General features: G+C 50.3%; 16 protein-coding genes, 1 tRNA gene and 1 riboswitch. Of the genes, 4 read left to right on the top strand and 13 right to left on the bottom strand.

The window, feature by feature from the left end; genetic code table 11:
* Positions 1-5: 5 nt before the first annotated feature.
* From IE055_RS07840 to IE055_RS07825, 4 genes are all read right to left on the bottom strand, one after another.
* The gene (locus IE055_RS07840; RefSeq protein ID WP_189399555.1) at positions 6-2,129 is read right to left on the bottom strand and encodes a serine/threonine-protein kinase; all 2,124 of its coding nucleotides are present in this window, start codon (positions 2,127-2,129) and stop codon (positions 6-8) included.
* Complete coding sequence (locus IE055_RS07835) at positions 2,129-3,229, bottom strand: hypothetical protein (protein WP_189399553.1); 1,101 nt, start codon at positions 3,227-3,229, stop codon at positions 2,129-2,131. The genes IE055_RS07840 and IE055_RS07835 overlap by 1 nt, the downstream gene beginning before the upstream one ends.
* Before the next feature lie 156 nt (positions 3,230-3,385).
* Positions 3,386-4,429 (bottom strand): energy transducer TonB, encoded by a 1,044-nt coding sequence (locus IE055_RS07830; protein ID WP_189399552.1) that lies wholly within the window; start codon positions 4,427-4,429, stop codon positions 3,386-3,388.
* Between the two features lie 69 nt (positions 4,430-4,498).
* Positions 4,499-5,911, bottom strand: coding sequence for a hypothetical protein (locus tag IE055_RS07825; protein ID WP_189399550.1), 1,413 nt, complete (start codon positions 5,909-5,911; stop codon positions 4,499-4,501).
* Between the two features lie 117 nt (positions 5,912-6,028).
* Positions 6,029-6,170: riboswitch (cobalamin riboswitch) on the top strand.
* Positions 6,171-6,296: 126 nt separating this feature from the next.
* Between IE055_RS07825 and IE055_RS07820 the strand changes: the two genes are divergently transcribed.
* Together IE055_RS07820 and IE055_RS07815 are read left to right on the top strand one after the other, a co-directional pair.
* Entirely contained in the window at positions 6,297-9,089 is a 2,793-nt protein-coding gene (locus IE055_RS07820) for a ribonucleoside-diphosphate reductase subunit alpha (protein ID WP_189399548.1), read from the top strand.
* 15 nt (positions 9,090-9,104) lie between these two features.
* Positions 9,105-10,238 (top strand): ribonucleotide-diphosphate reductase subunit beta, encoded by a 1,134-nt coding sequence (locus IE055_RS07815; protein ID WP_189399546.1) that lies wholly within the window; start codon positions 9,105-9,107, stop codon positions 10,236-10,238.
* Between the two features lie 49 nt (positions 10,239-10,287).
* Here the strand turns inward: IE055_RS07815 and IE055_RS07810 are convergent, their stop codons facing one another.
* From IE055_RS07810 to IE055_RS07770, 9 genes are all read right to left on the bottom strand, one after another.
* Positions 10,288-10,917, bottom strand: coding sequence for a hypothetical protein (locus IE055_RS07810; RefSeq protein ID WP_189399544.1), 630 nt, complete (start codon positions 10,915-10,917; stop codon positions 10,288-10,290).
* Between the two features lie 58 nt (positions 10,918-10,975).
* The gene (ychF, locus tag IE055_RS07805) at positions 10,976-12,067 is read right to left on the bottom strand and encodes a redox-regulated ATPase YchF (protein ID WP_189399541.1); all 1,092 of its coding nucleotides are present in this window, start codon (positions 12,065-12,067) and stop codon (positions 10,976-10,978) included.
* 20 nt (positions 12,068-12,087) lie between these two features.
* Positions 12,088-12,678 carry an aminoacyl-tRNA hydrolase gene (pth, locus tag IE055_RS07800; protein WP_189399539.1) on the bottom strand — a complete coding sequence of 197 codons (591 nt, stop codon included), beginning with the start codon at positions 12,676-12,678 and terminating at the stop codon, positions 12,088-12,090.
* 4 nt (positions 12,679-12,682) lie between these two features.
* Positions 12,683-13,345, bottom strand: coding sequence for a 50S ribosomal protein L25/general stress protein Ctc (locus IE055_RS07795; RefSeq protein WP_189399537.1), 663 nt, complete (start codon positions 13,343-13,345; stop codon positions 12,683-12,685).
* A gap of 108 nt (positions 13,346-13,453) precedes the next feature.
* Positions 13,454-14,404, bottom strand: coding sequence for a ribose-phosphate pyrophosphokinase (locus IE055_RS07790; RefSeq protein WP_189400301.1), 951 nt, complete (start codon positions 14,402-14,404; stop codon positions 13,454-13,456).
* 201 nt (positions 14,405-14,605) lie between these two features.
* Positions 14,606-14,681: transfer RNA gene (locus IE055_RS07785), tRNA-Gln, on the bottom strand.
* Between the two features lie 129 nt (positions 14,682-14,810).
* On the bottom strand, positions 14,811-15,689 hold the full coding sequence (gene ispE / locus IE055_RS07780; RefSeq protein WP_229794193.1) for a 4-(cytidine 5'-diphospho)-2-C-methyl-D-erythritol kinase: 879 nt from the start codon (positions 15,687-15,689) through the stop codon (positions 14,811-14,813).
* The gene (lolB, locus tag IE055_RS07775) at positions 15,680-16,315 is read right to left on the bottom strand and encodes a lipoprotein insertase outer membrane protein LolB (protein WP_189399535.1); all 636 of its coding nucleotides are present in this window, start codon (positions 16,313-16,315) and stop codon (positions 15,680-15,682) included. Before lolB ends, ispE begins: the two co-directional genes overlap by 10 nt.
* A gap of 1 nt (position 16,316) precedes the next feature.
* Positions 16,317-18,137 carry a tetratricopeptide repeat protein gene (locus IE055_RS07770; RefSeq protein ID WP_189399533.1) on the bottom strand — a complete coding sequence of 607 codons (1,821 nt, stop codon included), beginning with the start codon at positions 18,135-18,137 and terminating at the stop codon, positions 16,317-16,319.
* 119 nt (positions 18,138-18,256) lie between these two features.
* Between IE055_RS07770 and IE055_RS07765 the strand changes: the two genes are divergently transcribed.
* Entirely contained in the window at positions 18,257-19,891 is a 1,635-nt protein-coding gene (locus IE055_RS07765) for a hypothetical protein (RefSeq protein ID WP_189399531.1), read from the top strand.
* Positions 19,892-19,998: 107 nt separating this feature from the next.
* On the top strand, positions 19,999-21,249 hold the full coding sequence (gene hemA / locus IE055_RS07760) for a glutamyl-tRNA reductase (RefSeq protein WP_189399529.1): 1,251 nt from the start codon (positions 19,999-20,001) through the stop codon (positions 21,247-21,249).
* Positions 21,250-21,276 lie beyond the last annotated feature (27 nt).

The following is a 21,276-nucleotide window of genomic DNA, read 5'->3' as shown; positions in this document are numbered from 1 at the left end:
TCGCACTAGACTTGGCTGAGCTGTTCCAACATCTCGCGTACCGATTGGTAGCGATTGGCCGGATTTTTCTCGGTGGCCTTACGAATAATCTGATCAAGCTCACCCGTAATGAGACCGTCCACGCCTTGAATCAACGGCAGATCTTGGTGCACATGCATCTCAGCTAGCTTCATGTAATCTTGATGTGTGAACGGCGGCTCACCACTCAGCAGGGTGTATAGAATAATGCCGATGGCGTAGATATCGGTGCGCTGGTCCAGCTCTTCGTGCAAAAACTGCTCTGGTGCCATATAGCGCGGCGTGCCCATAATCTGAGTCCCAGTTTGGTCGGCAGAGCGCACTTCCTGACTGGCCACGCTGCGCGCCAGACCAAAATCCATGATCTTTAGAATACCCTGCCGATTAACCATCATGTTACCTGGTTTCAAATCCAAATGAATGACGCCCTCCTCATGCGCGGCGTTCATGGCTGAGCAAATTTGCCGCCCCATCAACAGCGCAATATAGCGATCCTGCGCACCGCGTTTTTTAAGTAAAAAATCCAGGTCATAGCCGGGCACATACTCCATACTGATATAAGTAAACCCATCCCAACTCCCCATATCAAAGGTGCGAAGAATATTTCGATGCGTGATCCGACGCGCCAATCGAATTTCTTCTTTAATACTCAGTGCATCATTGTCTGAAAACAAATCGCGTGGCAGTAATTTTAGTGCGGTGCGTTCATCCAGGTCTCGATCCTGCACCAGAAGCACCAGTCCCATGGCACCTCGTCCAATCGGCTTGAGCACCTCGTAGCGGTCTGCGATCACCGTACCCGGTGCAATCGATGGTGTCGACTTACCAACAGCTGTGTGGTCTGCAACGGGAGCGGCTTCCGCACTCATGAGTGCGACCCCGCCCGGCTTTAGGGTGTCATCCAACGCCATGCCAACACCCAAATCACTGTTGGTAAGCGCCGTGTCTGTGTTCAGTTCATTGGACATCTGGGCCAGATAGTTCTCCAGTTCCGCCTTCTCTTTTAAGGTGTTCCCCATGTCCACCACGGCGCGGTACAAGACGCCTATCTCATCGTTGGTCTTGGGCGCAGAGTCTTTGCTGGGAAAAACTCCTTCTCGAATATCGCCGGTCACCGAGACCAATTCAATAATTGGGCGACTGATACGAAACGCTACAAACGCCGCCAGCATGAACGCCACAATTAGGCACAGACCACCAATCACCAGCACGGTATTTTGAATTCGCGTGAACGGTGCCAGCAAGTCGGCACTGGAACGCAGAATCAACACGAAACCTAAGGGGTCACCACCCGCGTTTCCTACTCGTCGAGCAACCGCAAAATACTCCTGCTCATTGAGGGTCATCTGCATGTTCTGAACCGCCGCCTTGGTGTCAAACATGGGCCTCCAGCGCATGCTGTCGTCCTTAAAATACTGATTCAACGCGGTGCTCAAAGCATCGTCGGTAACATAAATATTGTTCACACCGCTGACTTGACGACTTGCATCTCGAGCAAAGCTGAAGAAACCAATATCACTCACTGTAAGCGAGACAATTTCATTCGCCATCGCATTACTAAACTCATACGCGACGGCCACAGTGCCACGAACCACATCCGTAGCGACATTATCGAAGATCGGCTCAGTCACGATCTGCATCAAGCGTCCTTGACTCACGAAATAGCCCTGCCCAGATTTTCCGGATAACGCCGTATCAAAAAACGGTGCCTTCCCGGCCATATTCTGACCGACCGCATCAGGTCGATCTGAGCGTGCCAAGATATTTCCCACGCCATCAGTAAAAAAGAGGATGTCAAAATCCAACTGCTTCTGAAATTCCTGGCTTTGATCTTGCAACGTCAATACTTCGCTTTCATACACCAACGGCAGTATTCGACTGTCCCGAGCAATACTCCTAGCGACCTCGCCGATTGAGTTAAAACGGCTCTCGATCTTGGTATCGAGCACGGTACTGGATTGTCGCAATGATTGACCAATGGTATCCGCTGAGACCTGTCGAGCTTGTACACCTATCTGCCAGAATGTAGTCAGTATTAGCGCGCCAAAGGCGACCAATATCAGAAAAAATAGCTTCTCACGAAGCCCAAACCGAATCTTGGGGGTCGACATTAGTAGAACTCATCTTCGAACAACGTGGCGTTTTTAGAATATTTTCCCCCAAATTTATTCTTATGCGGCTCGACCTTGAATGCCGTGGTATCAATACGATCAATCACGTTGGTAGTCTTCCCGGCACTCACTTTAATCTCTTGTTTTGTTTCACCACGAATATTCCAAATACTCATCTCATAGGTACCGGGCAAAACATCCTGAATACGATAGCGGCCTTGGTCATCCACTTTAGTACTCAACCCCTGATTACCGACCGCAATGAAAGTCGCCATCTCGGAATGAATATTACAGTAGATTTTGACGATACCGGGTTCCTTTAGTGCCACAGCGCGCTTCAGCCCAGCGCCGTAAGTTCCCAGGTCGAACGCATTGTTCCCAGACGACGAAAACACGTTGTGCCGAATATTATCTTTATTCACAAACACGACCTGATCGCCAGCATGGATCGCTGAATAACGAGGTTGGTAAGCTTTATCTTCCATATCAATGATGTGAACTTGCGGTTGGCGATCCAGCTCATTTTGACTCATCGTTGTGGGCGTCAATGTAATCATGGTGCCGGTGCTGGGCAATGCTTGACCTTCACCACCGGTGAGTACCACTTTTCCCGCCACAGAACCGTATTCGATGGCAATTTCATTGAGCGCGGTCTCATGCTCCGTTGGCGCTGCGCTGGGGACAGTCGCCACCGGTTTAGGTGGTGTTACGCGTGGTGTTGGTTTTGTTGGACTGCTATCAACGGGTGATGAATGGGCTAGTGGCGCTGCTGGCGCTTCCTGTTTGTCGACAGCTGTAGCCGCCGCATTCTCTGGCCTGCTTACCTCTTCAACTTCAGCTACCTCTTCAACTACAACTACCTCTTTATCTGCAGGTGTTGCTTGGTTGCCGCCATCGGCACTGATCTCGGTTGGGTACTGTTGCTCGGTGGTTACCAACGGTCCGACTTGGGCTGAGCTGTTTCGAAACAATACCCGGTCGACACCCGGAATAAATGTGGTACAGCCAGTCTGCAGGCCGCAAATCAGCGTCAACCAAAGCATGCGTTGTGAAACGACCAATTTGGCGTGTGCGCGGGTCTGTCCTAATCTAAGAGTCATAATCGCAGTGTTAACTAATTTGGATACAGAATGACACCCAAAGTACAACGTTAATGAGCAAAGGACAATGAGTTCATCAAAAATACCCAGATACCACCCAGCTCTTTATTGGTCCCAGTGACTCGTGTGTCACAATCCTTGTTCCATTGGGAGCCATCAAAGGGTTGTTTGCAGAACCTTAAATTGAGTGCCCTCTGCCCCGGAAACCACAAGCGCGCAGGCTCCGTAAGACGCAGGTATTTTAAACTCGGCGTCAACACGAACTGGTAGTGATACACGTCGCGCAGAACACTTGAGTTTCAAATCCGAGATTTCACCGCGTACGTCGTGCAAGCTAAACCGCATTTTAAATAAATCGAATCGCCAAATACCAGACTCCGCCAACTCACCAACCACCTGATAGCTTCCCGGCGTAGACTTCAGTGCCAGAATTTGAGTGTGAAGTTGCTGGTACTTTGCTTCCAACCCTCCACTTTCATCGAGCTTTGTCATCCTGCGATAGGTATGTAACGCAGACACATAATCTTTGGTCTGTACCTCTAGGTTAAATTTTAGCTCCATCGAACCAAGGTAAAGCTTTGAGGGGAGATAGCCTTCTTGACCCTGACCGTCCACCGCACGAGACAAGAATCGTAGTTGTGTTACATCCGGTTGATCAGTCGCGACGGCGTAATTAAACCGTGCGATATTCAGGTATGCATCCTCGTACAAGTTTCGAATGTCCATCGTGTCAAGCTTGGCCATGATTCGAGAGGCTTTATCCACATCGTTACGCTTCAATGCGTTCATTAAACTGCGAAAGCGGCGCACGAACTTTGGATAAGCAGCTTTCAGTGAGCCTTGTATCTGAAATCGAACGCGCATTTCCTGACTTGCTTCAATGGGTACGCCATTTTGCATCGCCGGAGAGTATAGCCCCTTCTCCAATGCCTGCACCGCTTGCTTAATAAATGCCTTGGCGCCACTGCTGTCGGTCACCTCTATGTCAAATGGCTGCCCGGTCTCGCTCACCATAAAACTGAGATCGACCCAAGCCTCTTTGCCATACAACTCTTCAACAGGCGGGTATTCAACGATGACGGACCCTTTAACCACTTTAGGCGCAGTGTAGCTCAGGATCTGATCCGAAGCTGCGTGAGCGTTCGTGCAACTAAATAAAAACCAGCCTAGGGCCGCCATTCGAAAGAGAGTTCTCACCATAATCTGATACCGAGGTTGATCAATGCGACAAGGCTTGAAGGTGATTAGATTGATTAATCGGAAAGAGTGTCAGTTTACAAGAATATCCAGTACCGCAGGCAAGGTCTGAGGCCAAGTCGGCAATAAACAGAACCTCTCCGTGCATAACTGACCTAACGAGGCAGCGCGCCCCGTTGTTAGGCCCTCAAGATATACGTCTGCCAATGCCTTCTTACTTGAAAGGCGTTTAATCGCTTTCGTTTCGGGTTCAATCAGCCAATGGGTCACCCGTTCAGGTTGCGGAGCATATTCATTCACCGGTGAGCTGTAGACCAACAGCTGGTCTTGCAGGCATTCCACCAGCCCTACTCGCTGCTTTGGATCATGTGAATCCTGCTTAATGACAGACACGGTTCCATTACCACCTATTGACACAACACGGTGGGCAGAGTTTGAAGTGAGCACAGCGTGCGCTTTATTATCGATGACACACATTTGCTCTTGTCCGAATGTATTGCTGACATTAGCAAACTGAAAAACTTGGCGCTCTTCTCCAGCAACGCCAGTGGTCATCCACAAACCTGTTGCGTCCTTGTACACAATCTGGTCATTTACAACGGTGAGCGCGCCAACCACACACTTGTCTGCCAGCTTCTGCAATGAATCATTATTGGACAGTCGCCATAATGCGCCGTTGTCATGTAGCTTGCCATCGAGTTCGGTGCAAAAGAAATGACCCTGTGAGTTCGACACCACCTGAAATTGTTGACCTCTGTTGTACGTGTAAGACCAAGATGTAGTCGGGCCAAGTTGACCAATTTTGATTACCGCGCGATTACTGTTGGTTTTCCAAAGCTCATTAGAATCTGGCCGGAAAAGGTACACCGAACCTGGTTCATTTTTTGCTGCGAAGGCCCCCAACTCAGTCCATATGCCGTCTGACCCGGAATACTTCCATGTGCCTGCGGCTGTACCATCACTTCGCCAGAGCGCTGGTGACTCAGCGTACTCACCAAACACACCATTCGAAGCGACTTCTTCTGAGTATTGAAAATAGAAAACGCCATCGATCACAATGCCCTTTGATATCGCATTGAATACACCGTCTTTGGTGTTGTAGACACCAAATTGATCAACCAGGGTCGTGCCACTTTTTGTGCCATCGGAGACGTAAAGATCACCGTCTAAAACAATATAGGCGACGGAACCATCCGAATAGACCTCAGTGTAGATAGCGTTGTCTTGATAATTGGTTGGGGTTGGAACGACTAAAATATCGACGGACTGGTAGCTCTTAAGGTCATAGACAAACACTTTAGTATCGCCCTCGAATTGCTCCGTGGCAAACAACACTCGATCGCCCTCTAAGCGGCTACGACTACCAGGTGCTATTGACCCCTCTATCTCAAGGTTGGGCAGCTGGGTTGCACGCAGGCTGGCTGCGTTCAGCGTTAGTGAGTAAAAAAGAGTGATAAGTCCGATCCCTAAACCGAGTGCTTTCATAGCAATCCTCCATAGCAGCAAAACTAGAATGTGTACGTTATCACGTTCCAGTCACCGCAGCCACTTCCACTTGATAGAGCAAACGATCAACACAAAAACCACTATATATTGCGGTTTTATTTCTATTAAAAACAAGATATAGTGCAATCACTTTGCAGGGGAAGCTGGTGAAAATCCAGCACTGTCGCGCAACGGTGATAGCCTGAACCGTATTGGTTTACGCTTTAGTCCGATTACCTGCCTGGTCACGCAATGCCTCGCGTCAAGGTACGTTGATCGACATCTCACCAGCCCTGTCTGGCCACCAGTGCGTCCGCATTGGGTCGAGCACACTCTTTGATCCTGGCATTTGCCAACTTCTTAGCAACCATCAAAGAGGCGTCAAATGCACACACAACCGGCTCCTTCTGCGCCGACAGAAGCCAATCCGATTATTAAATCGAATACCAAATCGGAATCCAACTACCAAGTCAAAAAACGCTCCGGCCAAACCGTCCCCTTCTCGGCCGACAAAATCACTGTGGCAATCAGTAAAGCCATGCTGGCCGTTGAAGGCCAAAAAGCCAGTGGCTCACAGCGCATCCATGACGCGGTTCAACAGCTTACTGATCAAGTACTGTCAGCCTTGCAGCGCAGCTTGATCGCCTACCCTGTCGTGCATATTGAAGATATTCAGGATCAAGTCGAACTCGCACTCATGCGTAGCGGCCACCACAAGGTAGCACGCGCCTATGTACTTTACCGCACTGAACGCGCACAGCAGCGCGCCTCATCCGAGGCCTCCCCTAAAGTTGGGTTCTCGATCCTTGAGAGCGATGGTCAACACTCCATTTGCAGCTTAAATGACATCGAGGCGCTATTACACGATCACTGCGATGATCTCACGGATGTGTCCGTCCCAAAGCTTTTAAAACTGATCGAAAAAAGCATCTTTGACGGCATTTCACGCAATGATTTTAATCAATCATTGGTTCTGGCGGCACGCGGTTTGATCGATCTCGACCCGGATTACAGCAAGGTCACGGCACGACTTCTGTTGCAAAACTTGCGGGATTCCGCCTTCAGTTACCTCGCGGTTGCGATCGACAATAGTCAAGACCTCAACTATGCCGACTATTTCCACCGCTATATTCATACAGCCTGCAAGCACCAATATCTTGACGAGGAACTGAAGTCGTACGACCTTGAACGTTTAGCAGACGCCCTTAACCCGTCACGCGATCGGCAGTTTGAGTATTTGGGGCTGCAGACATTGACCGACCGTTATTTTATCAAGCACAACACCGTGTGCTTGGAACTACCGCAGGCGTTTTTTATGCGAGTTGCCATGGGTTTGTCAATCAACGAGGTCGACCGCGAAGCACGCGCCATCGAGTTTTATAACGTGCTCTCAAGCTTTGACTTTATGGCATCGACACCAACCTTGTTCAATTCCGGCACCCTACGCCCTCAGCTTTCATCCTGTTATCTCACCACGGTGCCGGATGACCTGAGTGGCATTTATTCAGCCATCCACGACAACGCACTGCTCTCAAAATTTGCAGGCGGGCTAGGCAATGACTGGAGTCGAGTCCGCGGACTCGGTGCGGTCATCAAGGGCACGCATGGCCAATCTCAGGGGGTTGTACCGTTTCTCAAAGTGGCAAATGACACGGCTGTGGCGGTAAACCAGGGCGGTAAACGCAAGGGTGCGGTGTGCGCGTATCTGGAGACCTGGCATATCGATGTCGAGGATTTTCTGGATCTACGCAAGAATACCGGCGATGAGCGACGTCGCACACACGACATGAATACCGCAAACTGGATACCCGACTTGTTTATGCAGCGCGTGGTCGAAGATCAAATGTGGACACTATTCTCACCGGACGACACGCCGGACCTCCACGACCTGGTCGGGAATGCCTTCAAACAACGCTATGAATACTACGAAGCCCAAGCTGATGCTGGCCAGATTCCTCTGTTTCGCCGACTCAAGGCGGTAGACCTGTGGCGCAAGATGTTGAGTATGTTGTTCGAGACGGGGCACCCCTGGATTACCTTCAAAGACGCCTGCAATGTGCGGTACACCAATCAACACCAAGGTGTGGTCCATAGTTCGAACCTGTGCACCGAAATCACCTTACACACGAATGACGATGAAATCGCGGTGTGTAACCTGGGGTCAATCAACTTAGTGAATCACCTAGTCGACGGCGAAATCGATCAAAGCAAGCTTGAAACCACGGTTCGCACCGCCATGCGGATGCTGGATAATGTGATTGAGTATAACTATTACAGTGTGCCGCAAGCGCGCCGCTCAAACCTCAAACATCGACCCGTTGGTCTGGGCGTTATGGGCTTTCAGGACGCATTGTATTTACGTGCGCAAGCCTATGACAGCGATGAGGCAACGCAGTTTGCGGATAAGTCGATGGAGGCAATCAGCTATTACGCGATTCAAGCATCGAATGAGCTTGCTCAAGAACGCGGCACTTACCCAAGTTACGACGGCTCACTTTGGAGTCAAGGCATACTACCGATCGACTCAATCGACTTGCTAGAAAAGTCCCGCAGTAACTACTTGGATCAAGACCGATCTCAAACCCTGGATTGGGATAGTCTACGCAGTAGCATCAAGCAGACTGGTATGCGGAACAGTAATTGTTTGGCAATCGCGCCAACAGCGACCATCTCTAACATTTGCGGTTTGAGTCAATCGATTGAACCGACTTACCAAAACCTATACGTCAAATCGAACTTATCGGGCGAATTTACTGTAGTAAACAAACACCTGGTGACTGCGCTCAAAAACCTGGGGTTATGGGACGACGTCATGGTGAACGACCTCAAATATTACGATGGCTCAGTACAAGCCATAGAACGTATTCCCGACCACGTAAAAGCGTTGTTCAAAAACGCGTTCGAACTCGACACCCGCTGGCTAATCGAAGCCGCCTCCCGGCGTCAAAAATGGCTCGATCAGGCACAGAGTCTCAATCTGTATCTGGCCGAACCTTCGGGTAAAAAGCTGGATCAGATTTACAAACTGGCCTGGGTTCGTGGTCTCAAAACTACTTACTACCTACGTTCATTGGGCGCAACTCAGATGGAAAAAGCCACCTCGCAGTCGATTGAAACCGAGCCAACTGAAACCAAGGTTTGCTCGATTTTGGATCCGGACTGTGATGCCTGCCAATAGCAACGGAGATAGATTATGAAACACAACTGGGACGACCCGATCGCCGCGTTTAACGGCATGAACACCAACCAATCTCCGTTGCAAGACACAGAGGCATCGCTAAACTCAACTACAAACAGACCGACTTTGTCTCAGCACGCGGCGCCCAAACCCGTCGACGTCAGCGATAAGCGTGTGGTCAACGGACATGGTGACATCAATCAACTCGCGCCGTTTAAGTACCCATGGGCTTGGCAGTATTTTTTAAATGCCAATAAAAACCATTGGACGCCGTTAGACGTCAACATGACCAAAGACGTACGAGACTACCATCACGTACTCACTAGCGAAGAAAAACATGTTTATGAGCACGTGCTGGCGTACCTCACCACGTCCGATATTCTAGCGATGCGGAACATCGGCTTGGCGGTCATGGAAAAAATGACTGCGCCGGAACTGCAAATCTATCAAGCGCGACAAGTGTTCGAAGAAGCGATGCATACCTGGACCTACCAGCACTGCATCGAAACCATCGGGCTTGACCAGAAAGAAATTTATAATCGGTATCGCGTCGTGCCGGAGATTTATCAAAAAATCAAACTGGCGAACGACCGACTCGACACCGTACTTCGCCCGGATATCGATCTGAACCAACCCGACGAATTAGACACCTTTGTGCACTCCTATCTGTTCTTTGCTGGCGTGTTCGAAGGGTGCTGGTTCTATAATGGCTTCAGCCCAATCTTCGCCTTGCAACGGCGCGGTTTGATGAACGGCACTGCGGAGCAATTGCAATACATTATGCGTGATGAAATCCTGCACAGCGGGTTTGGCATACGCGTGGTGCGAGAGATTGTCAAAGAAGAGAACCTTACTCTGGATGAGGCGCGTCTACGCCGAATGTGGGATGAGTGCGAAGCCGCCGAAGAAATCTACGCTGGCTTTTTGCTTGCCGATCCGATCGTTGGCTACAACAAAGAAGACCACATGGAACAGTTTCGCTTTATTGCCAATCGCCGCGCGCGACAGCTCAAGATTACTGAACCGTTTCCTGGTGCTGAAAACCGCTTAACCTGGCTGGACGAACAATCCAATCTACGCAAAGAAAAGAACTTCTTTGAGACCCGTGTTATTGAGTACCAGACCGGTGCGGCACTTAACTGGGATTAAATAATTCTCACGGGCGGCCAGCCGCATGACTGACCGCCCGTGTGAGGCGCTAAAAAATAGCTTGGCTACACTTAACTAAGGCGAAACCAATACCGCCAAATAACGCGATTCGACCAAGCCAAACCACCGCGCGATACCAGCCTTTTTGCCGCATCTTGGCTATTCTGATTTCGTCGAGATCCAAAGCCAGCTCATGCTCGAGCTGTTGTTCTTGGTTCAACGCGATGTAGCGAAGTAAGGTACTGTCTTGCTCAATCGAGTCCTCGGCCAGCTCACTGAGCGCGGTAAACACGGGTGAAAAGCTCGACAGCATTTCTGCTTTGGTTGGCTGTACGAAACGGAAAAACAGCGCCGAGCTGTCCTGCGTGTTAAATGTATGAATATAAAATGGTGCCGCCGTCATACCACGCAACCTCACCATAATCTGCTCTAACCAAATAAAACTCACACTCGGAGCAGCTTCAAAAAACAGGGTTAGTGTAGGCGCTTCAAAACGCGGCGCACCGTCAAGACTCAAGGTACCCTGTCGACCAACCAAGGCCTGCTCGTCTAAGCCGAATACCAACTCAGGGACAGACGCAGTTCGATCCTGCATAGCACGCTCAGTGCTCGAAACCAACGATTGCGCCACAGCCGTGTCACAATCAGGTATATGGATTACCAAATAGGTGGATGACATCCTTTTCTCCAGATTGTATCAAGGCCCCACTGCGTCAAGTCGTGCGGGGCCGAGATAATTACACGTTAAATCGAAAATGCACAACATCGCCGTCATGCATCACATAGTCCTTACCTTCTAAGCGGAAACGGCCGGCCTCTTTGGCACCTTGCTCGCCACCGTACTGATCATAATCGGCAAAGCTGATTGTCTCGGCGCGAATAAACCCGCGCTGAAAATCAGTATGAATCACGCCTGCAGCTTGTGGCGCGGTATCCCCAACGCGAATAGTCCAGGCGCGCACTTCCGTTTTGCCCGCAGTAAAGTAGGTTTGCAGCCCCAGCAGCTGGTAGCCAGCGCGGATAACGCGATTCAGTCCTGGTTCTTCCTGACCAATTTCTGACAGAAACTCAATTTTCTCATCATCATCTAGCTCAGCAATCTCTGACTCCAGTGCAGCGCAGATCACCACCACATTCGCATTCTCTTTTGTGGCAATAGACTGCACGGTGTCCAGGTGTGGATTGTTTTCAAAGCCAGCTTCGTCGACATTGGCGATATACATGGTTGGTTTGGCTGTCATCAAGCACAAGTGTTTGATGAGCTGACGGTCGTCTTTATCAAGATCCAGCGAGCGCACCGGCTCACCGGTATCTAAGTGCGCATGGACTTTTTCAAGCACGGCCTTTAATTTGATCTGGTCTTTGTCGCCCGATTTAGCACGCTTAGCGGCACGCTCAATACCCTTGGCCACCGTGTCCATATCCGCTAACGCGAGTTCGGTGTGAATCACTTCGATGTCAGACGCTGGGTCCACTTTGCCCGCGACGTGCACCACGTTCTCGTCGTTAAAGCACCGCACCACATGTGCGATGGCATCGACCTCACGGATATTCGCCAAAAATTGATTACCTAAGCCCTCACCTTTGGACGCGCCCTCCACCAATCCAGCAATATCCACGAACTCCATCGTTGCGGGAATAGTCTTGTTCGGCTCTGCCAGCTCAGTCAGACGCTGCAGCCTTGGATCAGGTACCTCAACAATGCCGACATTAGGCTCAATGGTACAGAACGGATAATTTTCGGCCTGAATACCAGAATTAGTTAATGCATTAAAAAGCGTCGACTTGCCCACGTTAGGCAGCCCGACGATGCCACATTTAAATCCCATATCAATTCCCAGATGGCCCGTTATTTAGCCAACACAGTATGTAATTCATTCATTGCACGCGGAAACTCACCGTGTGCGACCAGGTCCAATACACGCAAGCTTTCTGCTATCGCATGCTCTATTTTTGATTGCTCATCCCGGTTTGGTTGCTTAAGGACATATGCGGATACATCTCGCCCAACGCCCGGATGCCCAATACCAATGCGCAACCGCGCAAAGTCAGTCGTCGCACAGCGCTGTGCAATATCTCGGAGACCATTGTTGCCGCCGTGCCCGCCGCCCAGTTTGAGTCGTGCAACGCCAGCACCCAAATCGAGGTCATCATGCACAACCAATGTTTCTTGCAGAGTAATTTTATAATATTGCGTCGCTGCCAACACCGATTTGCCACTCAGATTCATAAATGTATTCGGTGCAAGCAATCGAACATCACCACCGGCAATTATTGCGTTGGCGCTGTGCCCAAACAGCTGTTTATCTGCCTTCAGGCGAATGTCCAGTTGTTCGCACAAAGCGTCCAAAAACAAAAACCCGGCATTGTGCCGGGTTTTCGCATACTTCTCGCCCGGATTGCCTAAACCGACAATCAGTTTGATCGGCGATGATTCCATTGATCTACTCTTCAGAGTCGCCCTTATCTTCAGCTGCCTCAGCACCTGCTTCACCGCTTTCTTCAGATTCCGCCGTTTCAGTTTGCGGTTTCTTCGGCGCGAGGACAGAGGCGACCGGCAACTCCAGGTCAGCTTCCTGGATGGTGGTTGCGAACTCAACACCTTCTGGTAGCTTAAGTTCACCCAGGTGAACCGACTCGCCCATACCCAAAGCAGAGACATCGACCTCGATATACTCAGGCAGATCGCTACCCAAACAAGTGATGTCCACAGACACCATATTGTGTGTCATGATGCCATGCTCAGTTTTCACACCCGGCGCGTCTTCTTCGCCCATGAAGTGCAACGGCACCGTCATGGAGATCGTGTCTTTACGACTGACACGCTGGAAATCTAGGTGCATGATCTGTGCTTTAAAAGGATGCATTTGCACATCACGCAGTACTGCGCGTTGCAGGTCATCACCAACATGCAATTGAACCAATGCGGAATGGAAAGCTTCAACCTCTAACTGATGGATCATCTTGTTGTGATCAACCAGTAAGTATTGCTCATCTTCTCCACCGCCATAGACCACCACTGGCACTTTTCCATCACGACGTGCACGACGTGACGCAGCGCTACCAGATCCGGTTCTTACTTCAGCTTCTACTATAAAATTAGCCATTACTTCATCTCAAAAATAAAACTGAGCAAACTCGATGCCTACTCAGCGTTTCCAAAAACACATTGGCAAATTGCCTCTATGCGTAGACTTCAAATTGTTTGTCTGAGCTTAGTCCTCATCCACAAACAATGAACTCACCGAATCACTTACCGTGATCCGACGAATTGATTCGCCCAGCAGGTGCGCAATCGACAATTGTCGGATTTTATCACTTGCTGCGGCCGCGTCAGACAGCGGAATCGTGTTGGTAACCACCACTTCATCCATGCTGGACGCATTAATTCTATTTACTGCCTCACCCGACAACACGGGGTGAGTACAATACGCACGCACTGCTGTTGCGCCCTGCTCTTTCAAAGCATCAGCGGCTTTGCACAGCGTGTTTGCAGTGTCGACCATGTCGTCAATCAAAACACAGCTACGACCATCCACATCACCGATAATGTTCATCACCTTTGCTACGTTCGCTTTCGGACGTCGTTTATCGATAATCGCCAAGTCTACGTCCAATCGTTTTGCTAACGCGCGGGCGCGAACTACACCACCGACGTCCGGTGAAACCACCACTAAATCTTTCGTACCTAGGCTGCGAATATCATCCAACAACACGGGTGAGCCGTAAATATTATCCGTTGGAATGTCAAAAAAGCCTTGGATTTGATCGGCATGCAGATCCATCGTCAACACACGGTCTGCACCAGCGGTGCTCACCATCGATGCAATCAGTTTGGCACTGATCGGAACCCGTGAATTGCGTGGGCGTCGATCTTGTCGTGCATAACCGTAGTACGGCATAACCGCCGTGATGCGGTGCGCTGATGACCGGTTACAGGCATCAATCATCAGCAATAGTTCGATTAAATTCTTGTGGCTTGGAGCACAGGTCGGCTGGATAATGAAAACATCACGCCCGCGGACATTTTCCTGAATCTCCACCGTGATTTCTCCATCGCTAAACTGCTCGACGCGCGCTTTGCCAAGCGGGACTTTAAGGTAGTCAACCACTTGGGCTGACAAGTCGGGGTTAGCATTTCCGGAAAAAACAAGTAGGTTGTCGATCGCCACAGTGACCTCGCTCTCGTAATTATGATGCTTTTTAGACTAGGGATAATATCAGACCGGTTCGAGAAACTTAAATCGCCCGGAAGTCTCGAAGCCTGTGCCTCGAATCGTTAAAGCGGGTCCACACTATTGACCAGTCTAGTGGCGGATCGAATAATCAGGAATTACCGCAAACTTACATCAAAGCAGCGAGATGGATGGCTGGGGTGGAAGGATTCGAACCTTCGAATGCCGGAATCAAAATCCGGTGCCTTAACCGCTTGGCCACACCCCAGTATCGGAGTCATCCAATTTCGAGCTTGTCACAGCCTCTCGATACACGATCAGCCGATGCTGACTTGACGCTCAAAATTGATGGTATTGAGTGTACGTATTCTGACTACGTCGTTTCAATGCTGAAAGTTTATGCTTCCGACATCAATAAAGGGTGAATATTCATCCCTTTGGCAACGAAGCCAGCTGTATTTAGAGGCTTGTCGGCCAACAACTGCAAGCCCTGTTGCTGAGAACTGAGCGCCATAAAAACACAGCCCCCAGACCCAGTCATACGCGGATTACCATGTTGACCAAGCCACTCGAGTACGTTATTCACCTCTGGATACTCAGCGCGAACAATCGGTTCGAGCTGGTTATCTCCAAGTGATAACAAGGTTTCAATGTCAATCACATCGTCGCCTTCATCGAGAGCGCGTATTTTCTTCATCTGAGGGGTCGCTGTCAAATGTTTATTGGAAAAAATTTCACCTGTTGACACCGACACAGGCGGGATTAAAACCAGATACCAGGGCTCTTGCAATCGAAGCGGCGTTAATAGCTCACCGATTCCCTCTGCCCAAGCCGCGTGACCGTGAACAAAAACCGGCACATCAGCGCCCAGCTGTAACCCTATGTCTGCCAGTTGCGTGCGAGTTAATCCAAGCTTCCACAAAGAATTAAGCGCCAACAGCACCGTGGCTGCGTCAGAACTGCCGCCGCCCAGACCGCCCCCCATTGGCAGACGCTTAATCATATCGATATGCACACCCAAATTATTTGTTACTAAGGGCTTCAACAAGTTTGCTGCCCGCAGACAGAGATCAGACTCCAAAGCGAATCCTAGATCGTAGCCTCGAGTAATCGCACCATTGTCAGTGATCGTGAAACGCAACTCGTCGCCGTAATCCAGAAACTGGAACACGGTTTGCAAATCATGATACCCGTCCGAACGCTTACCAGTTACGTGCAAAAACAGATTTATCTTGGCGGGTGCAGGCCAGGTGCGATTATCGGTATCTATTGCCACGACTTGCTCACCAGACGCACAACAACTTCGCCTTCGCGAACTGGTTTGCGAGCCACCACTTTTCGGGGTAACCAGTCGCCATTCTCAAATTGCCGGTACGCGGAATAGCGAATTTCCCAGCCCTGTTGGCGTAGCGCTGACACACGCCCATCATCGCTCAACTGATACTGATAGACTGCTGCGGGGTTCGGCAGGGCAAAGAGCCAAAAGGTCAGTGCTTCCAACGGAATCGGCCACCCAACAATTCGATTCAGCAGTCGCTCAGCACTCCGACCTCGATGCACCTCACCTTTGTTGTCACTAACAACCACACCTTTTGAGTCAAAATCGATAACCACAGCGCCCGCACCCAGCGGTCCGTAGAGTCGAACCCTGTGCGAATCGTCATCTCGCTGCCATACCAAATTAGCGTTCTCGTTCGCTTTGGGTGTGCGCACGCCAACTTTGGCGTTATAACGCCAACTCAAACGCTGATCATGATGTTCTAATGCGGTACTAAAAAACTGTTTGTCACGCGACCATGCCTGTGAATTGTCACCTGGGACAGACGGCAGAGAGGTGCAGGCACTCAACAATAAAATACCACTGAGCGCTAAAATTCTACCAGCGCTATTCATCTGAATCATATTATTGCTTCGATACCGTATTGGATGGAAACTGAATCCCATATCGTTTGAGCGTTTTATTCAGCAACGGATTGTCACTGTGCTCTCGAAACGATTGCTCCCACAGTAACGTAGCCCGCTCTTGCTCACCAGCCTCCCATAACACCTCACCCAAGTGCGCGGCAATTTCGACCTCAGGACTGATCGCATAGGCACGCTCCAAATAAGTGATCGCCTGAGGGTATTCTCCCATTCGGTATAACACCCAACCCATGCTGTCCAGAATATGCGCGTCATTGGGTCGCAACGCTAATGCCTGTTCGATGAGGTCTCGCGCTTCTTGAAAACGATCAGTACGATCTGCCAAGGTGTAACCCAGTGCGTTTAGCGCATTCGCGTGCTTGGGCTGTTGCGCTAATACCGCGCGCAGGTCCTGTTCGGCCATCGGTACGCGATCCAGTTCAGCGGCCACCAGCGAGCGCGCATACAACAGGTCGACATGATTTGGCACATACACGATGGCTTCGTTGATGTATCCCAGCGCCTCTTCGTAACGGAAAGCACGCATCAACAGAAAGTGCCGTGTCTCAACCAGCTCCAACCACTCTTCGTTGGTGGTCGGCTCCAATCCCCATAGATACTCCACGGCCGCGTCCACACCGTCGGTTTCAAAGCGCATATTTGCTACCTGGATCTGAGCACGAAACAGCATGTCCGACTGCTGTATGTCGCGAAAAAACCGTTCGGCTTTGGCATACTGACCGCGAGACGCTGCCATTCGTGCAAGCGACCACCGCACATCATCGTTGTTCGGCTCATACTGCAGCACCCGTCGATAATAATTCTGCGCCTTATTCGGCTCCTCCATAACTTCAGCCAACGCACCTGCATATTGCAGTGCGCCCACGTTGTCGGGGGCGTCTTTCAGCACTGCTTTCATTAAAGCGTAGGCCTCGGCGAATTTTTCGGCGCGTGCTAACTCCGCCGCGTGATTAATACGCATTGCGATCGAGCGCGGGTTATTTTCTACAAATTGTGCAATGAACGCCGCCCGTTCATCGAGACGCTCCTCTGAATACAGTAAATTTGCCTTCATCTGGGCCGCCAGATCCCATCTCGGGCGCAAATTGAGCGCCTGATCGACCCACGCCTGAGCGGCTTCCATCAAATTGAAAGATTCGGCCACGTAAGCGGAACTCAATAAAACCTGGGCAGAGTTCGGATTCTCCTCGACTAAATAGCTGGCGATGGCGAACCCGGACACATCATTTTTTTGTCGCACTAACAGCGCTGCGAGCTGTTTTACATATTCGTCAATGTCACGCTCATCTAACGCCGCTTCGATTACGTCGATAGCTTCAGATGTCTGACCGGACCCGACCAATGCCATCAACAGCATATTATGCGCATCGACACTGCTCGGTTTCAGTTCATGCCACAATCGTGCCATTTCAGCAGCGGCTCGATAGTCATCTTTGCGCATCGCCAGCATGGTCGCCAAGCGTGCCACACGATAATCCTGTGTGGTATTCGCCGCCTGCTGCGCATTGCGCGTAGCTTGTTCCCAATCGCCAACAAACGAGGCCAGATTCATCACCAGCAGCTTTTCCAACAACGCTGCATCAAGGTCAAGCTTTGGCAGTGCGGGGTCCTGCGCCAGCTCATGATCTGGTATGACTCGGACTTGATCGGGGTTTGCTTGTATCACCTCATCTGGCGCGGCCGTTTGGTCCGGCTTCAAGGCAGTGCTAGCACAACCCAACATACTTACACCAATCACACCACAGGTGATTGATCGAATGAAAGTAGCGGTAAATTTGGGCAAAGTAAACGTGTTCGACATCGGGTGACGGTATCCTTGGAGGCACTCTGGTGTGCTTTAACGACAATTATATACTTAACTTTAACAGGCTGAGTAACTACAATCTTCACCTTACTAACTTGTAAAGTTGCAGATCCACCATGCCGACTAGCATCACAATTCTATTAGCCGCACTAGGCTTTATCGCTTTTGGCTACTTGAGCTTGGTGCGCAGTATCAGCAAGCACAGCTTCGCTGCACACGACGGAAAGGTAACGGTCGCGGGCTTTTTCGGCGGAAAGTTACTACGTAATCTGGGCAGCAGCGCCTTTTTTGTGAGTTTGCCAGCGACCAGCTTACTTTTATTTTGGGGCTGGGGACCCGCTGTCATGTGGTTGCTAGCCTTTCACTTACTGATTGAATCGCTATGCCACCTACAATATAGCGCACAATCTACTGAACTCGGTGTTGCTGATCACCTGTTGCGTGCTCAGAAACCACTACATGCGGGTATTGAGCAAGGCCTGATTCAAGCCTTCTTCCTTGTATCGATGGCGGTGGTTACTGCACTGATGGCCACGCTGATCGACCGACAATCCGGCCTGCTGTTTGCGATTTTGTTTCTGCTCCCAGCGCGAGCCCTGTGGCGACACCCTAGCACTAGCTTTCCAACGATAGCGCGTATTGTATCCGGTCTTGTCCTATTAGGCATGGGCCTGGCAATGAGCGACCGGCTTGGCTTCTCTATCTACGGCGACTGGGCTCCCTTTGGTGACACACTGAGTTGGCTAAGATTTAACAACCCGACCGTGATCGCGGCGGTTTTAATCGTGGCGATTCTACAATTGGAACAAAATCAGGGTTTTAAACAGGATCTGTCGTCACTGGCCGGATTAATCATTTGTCTGCTGGTGATTATCGTTTGCGTCACCATTGTCTGGCAAGCGCCGCTGCTGGATGCCCCAATGAACAGCGCACAGGTCCGGAGTGAGGGCCTCCCATTATTCGTTAGTATTTCTCTGTTTGTTTTTGCCGGTTTCTCGGCATTATTAATCCGTCTATTGATCGAAGAAGAGAACAGCACTGCACACTCGAAGCAGCAATTCTATCGCTTGCAATTTGGCAGCTTCATACACTTGGCGTTCTTGATTTTGCTGATACTGAGCTTGGCCGCGGCGATTGGAATTGGCGCGTGGAAAACACACTATATCGAGTGGACTGCATCGCTTAACATACTCGATCAGCTCAACTTGAGCATTACCACGATTCTAAATTTGGTACACGATCAAGCCGAGACAGGTAGCGTAATGCATACGCTGTTGCTGGCAGCGCTGTGTTTTACCGGGTTTAGCTTTATGTTGATGTGTGCCGACCAATTGAGCCTGGAAGAGCGCGAGCCAGCGACCCTGACCTCCCTGGTATTAGAAGCTAAGATCCCACAAGCAATTCTTATCTTCATCGCCACAGCCTATTTCATTGCGCATGGCATCAGCCTGCAGGTATGGCTGCTCATTGGCATGCTCGGCTGGGTTCTGTTTACACACTTAATGCTTGGCATGACACTATCGCAAGCACCCTCAGGTCGACGCAAGATCTATGCCGGCGTGTGCGGCCTCTTAATTGTCACAGGGTACATCCAAGCCTGTCTGGTAATTTTATACTGGGCACTCGCAGGGCAGATCGTTTTTGTTGGCTGCGCACTGGTAATTCTCATTTGCACCACCCTACTGTGGCCAAGCGCTATTCGTGAGTTGCTCACCGCATTCCAGTCAGCACCCGAAGAGCAGCTGTTCTAGCGGGTTGATAAGCTAAGTAAATGATAACGATCTGGTAGGTAAAAGCGCTCAAAACAAGGTAAAATGCGTGCAACTATCGGGGTCGTTGCCCCGACACAATACTGATCATGCACGTATTATCCGTAGGCCTAAATCACACCACTGCTCCCGTTGAGGTGCGCGAACGCGCGGCCTTCGCGGCCGAGCACCTGGACGAAGCGCTGGCCGACATCGCAAAACAGACCGACATCGAAGAAGCCACTATTCTATCGACCTGCAATCGAACGGAAGTGTATTGCCACGTCTCGGACCCAAAAATCGATGCCGTTCGTCACTGGCTGTGTAACTATCACGCTTTAAACCCGGATCAGGTGAATCCGTTTCTGTATACACTGCCGGACCATCAAGCAGTACGTCACGCGTTTCGAGTTGCTTCCGGACTGGACTCCATGGTTATTGGCGAACCGCAAATCTTAGGACAAATGAAAACTGCCTTTGCGACTGCGCACAAAAACGGCACCACCGGAAAAGTTCTGAATCGGCTGTTTCAACACACGTTTTCCGTCGCTAAGGAAGTTCGTACCAGCACCCATATTGGCAGTCATGCGGTTTCTGTGGCTTACGCAGCGGTGGCTTTATCGAAGCAGATATTCTCTGACATTTCAAAACAAACAGTGTTGCTGATCGGTGCAGGCGAAACCATTGAGCTGACTTGCCGTCACCTTTATGCGCAGGGTGTGCGCAACATCATCATCGCGAATCGCACGGTATCACGTGCTGCCGGACTGGCTGCCGAATTCGGTGCTACGGTGATATCCCTGCATGAATTACCGACCCGCCTTCCAGACGCCGACATGGTCTTTAGTTCCACAGCCAGCACGCTGCCAATCCTTGGAAAAGGCGCTTTTGAAAGCGCATTGAAGAAACGTCGAAACAATCCAATGTTTGTGGTCGACTTAGCCGTCCCACGTGACGTAGAAGCCGAAGTCGGCAACCTAAACAACGTGTATCTTTATACCGTGGATGACCTGAACCAGGTGGTCAATGAGAACCTGAAATCACGACAATCTGCAGCACTGGAAGCCGAAAAAATTGTCGAGCAACATACTCTCAACTTTATGCATTGGTTTGATAATCTCCAGTCGATCCCAACCTTACGCCAGCTTCGTGACCGCACTAGCCAAATCACACAAGGCGAATTGGAGGCAGCTCAACGTCGTTTGCAGGCAGGTGATGACCCCAGCAAGGTGTTAGAGCACTTTGCCCATGCTTTGTCGCAGAAATTTATGCACCACCCGACTGAATCACTCCGTCAAAAGCACGACGACCGCTTATTGGAAGCAACGCGTGAGCTGTTTGGACTGGATCGCAGAAAGTAATCGCATAACAATAATAAAACCCTTTTA

This window comes from Arenicella chitinivorans (assembly GCF_014651515.1).
Lineage (GTDB): Bacteria > Pseudomonadota > Gammaproteobacteria > Arenicellales > Arenicellaceae > Arenicella > Arenicella chitinivorans.
This window is presented reverse-complemented; position numbering and strand designations above follow the sequence as displayed.

Excerpts from the sequence above, each read along its gene's own strand:
- IE055_RS07840 (WP_189399555.1), bottom strand. The coding sequence starts at position 2,129 with ATGTCGACCCCCAAGATTCGGTTTGGGCTTCGTGAGAAGCTATTTTTT.
- IE055_RS07835 (WP_189399553.1), bottom strand. The coding sequence starts at position 3,229 with ATGACTCTTAGATTAGGACAGACCCGCGCACACGCCAAATTGGTCGTT.
- IE055_RS07830 (WP_189399552.1), bottom strand. The coding sequence starts at position 4,429 with ATGGTGAGAACTCTCTTTCGAATGGCGGCCCTAGGCTGGTTTTTATTT.
- IE055_RS07825 (WP_189399550.1), bottom strand. The coding sequence starts at position 5,911 with ATGAAAGCACTCGGTTTAGGGATCGGACTTATCACTCTTTTTTACTCA.
- IE055_RS07820 (WP_189399548.1), top strand. The coding sequence starts at position 6,297 with ATGCACACACAACCGGCTCCTTCTGCGCCGACAGAAGCCAATCCGATT.
- IE055_RS07815 (WP_189399546.1), top strand. The coding sequence starts at position 9,105 with ATGAAACACAACTGGGACGACCCGATCGCCGCGTTTAACGGCATGAAC.
- IE055_RS07810 (WP_189399544.1), bottom strand. The coding sequence starts at position 10,917 with ATGTCATCCACCTATTTGGTAATCCATATACCTGATTGTGACACGGCT.
- ychF (WP_189399541.1), bottom strand. The coding sequence starts at position 12,067 with ATGGGATTTAAATGTGGCATCGTCGGGCTGCCTAACGTGGGCAAGTCG.
- pth (WP_189399539.1), bottom strand. The coding sequence starts at position 12,678 with ATGGAATCATCGCCGATCAAACTGATTGTCGGTTTAGGCAATCCGGGC.
- IE055_RS07795 (WP_189399537.1), bottom strand. The coding sequence starts at position 13,345 with ATGGCTAATTTTATAGTAGAAGCTGAAGTAAGAACCGGATCTGGTAGC.
- lolB (WP_189399535.1), bottom strand. The coding sequence starts at position 16,315 with ATGATTCAGATGAATAGCGCTGGTAGAATTTTAGCGCTCAGTGGTATT.
- IE055_RS07770 (WP_189399533.1), bottom strand. The coding sequence starts at position 18,137 with ATGTCGAACACGTTTACTTTGCCCAAATTTACCGCTACTTTCATTCGA.
- IE055_RS07765 (WP_189399531.1), top strand. The coding sequence starts at position 18,257 with ATGCCGACTAGCATCACAATTCTATTAGCCGCACTAGGCTTTATCGCT.
- hemA (WP_189399529.1), top strand. The coding sequence starts at position 19,999 with ATGCACGTATTATCCGTAGGCCTAAATCACACCACTGCTCCCGTTGAG.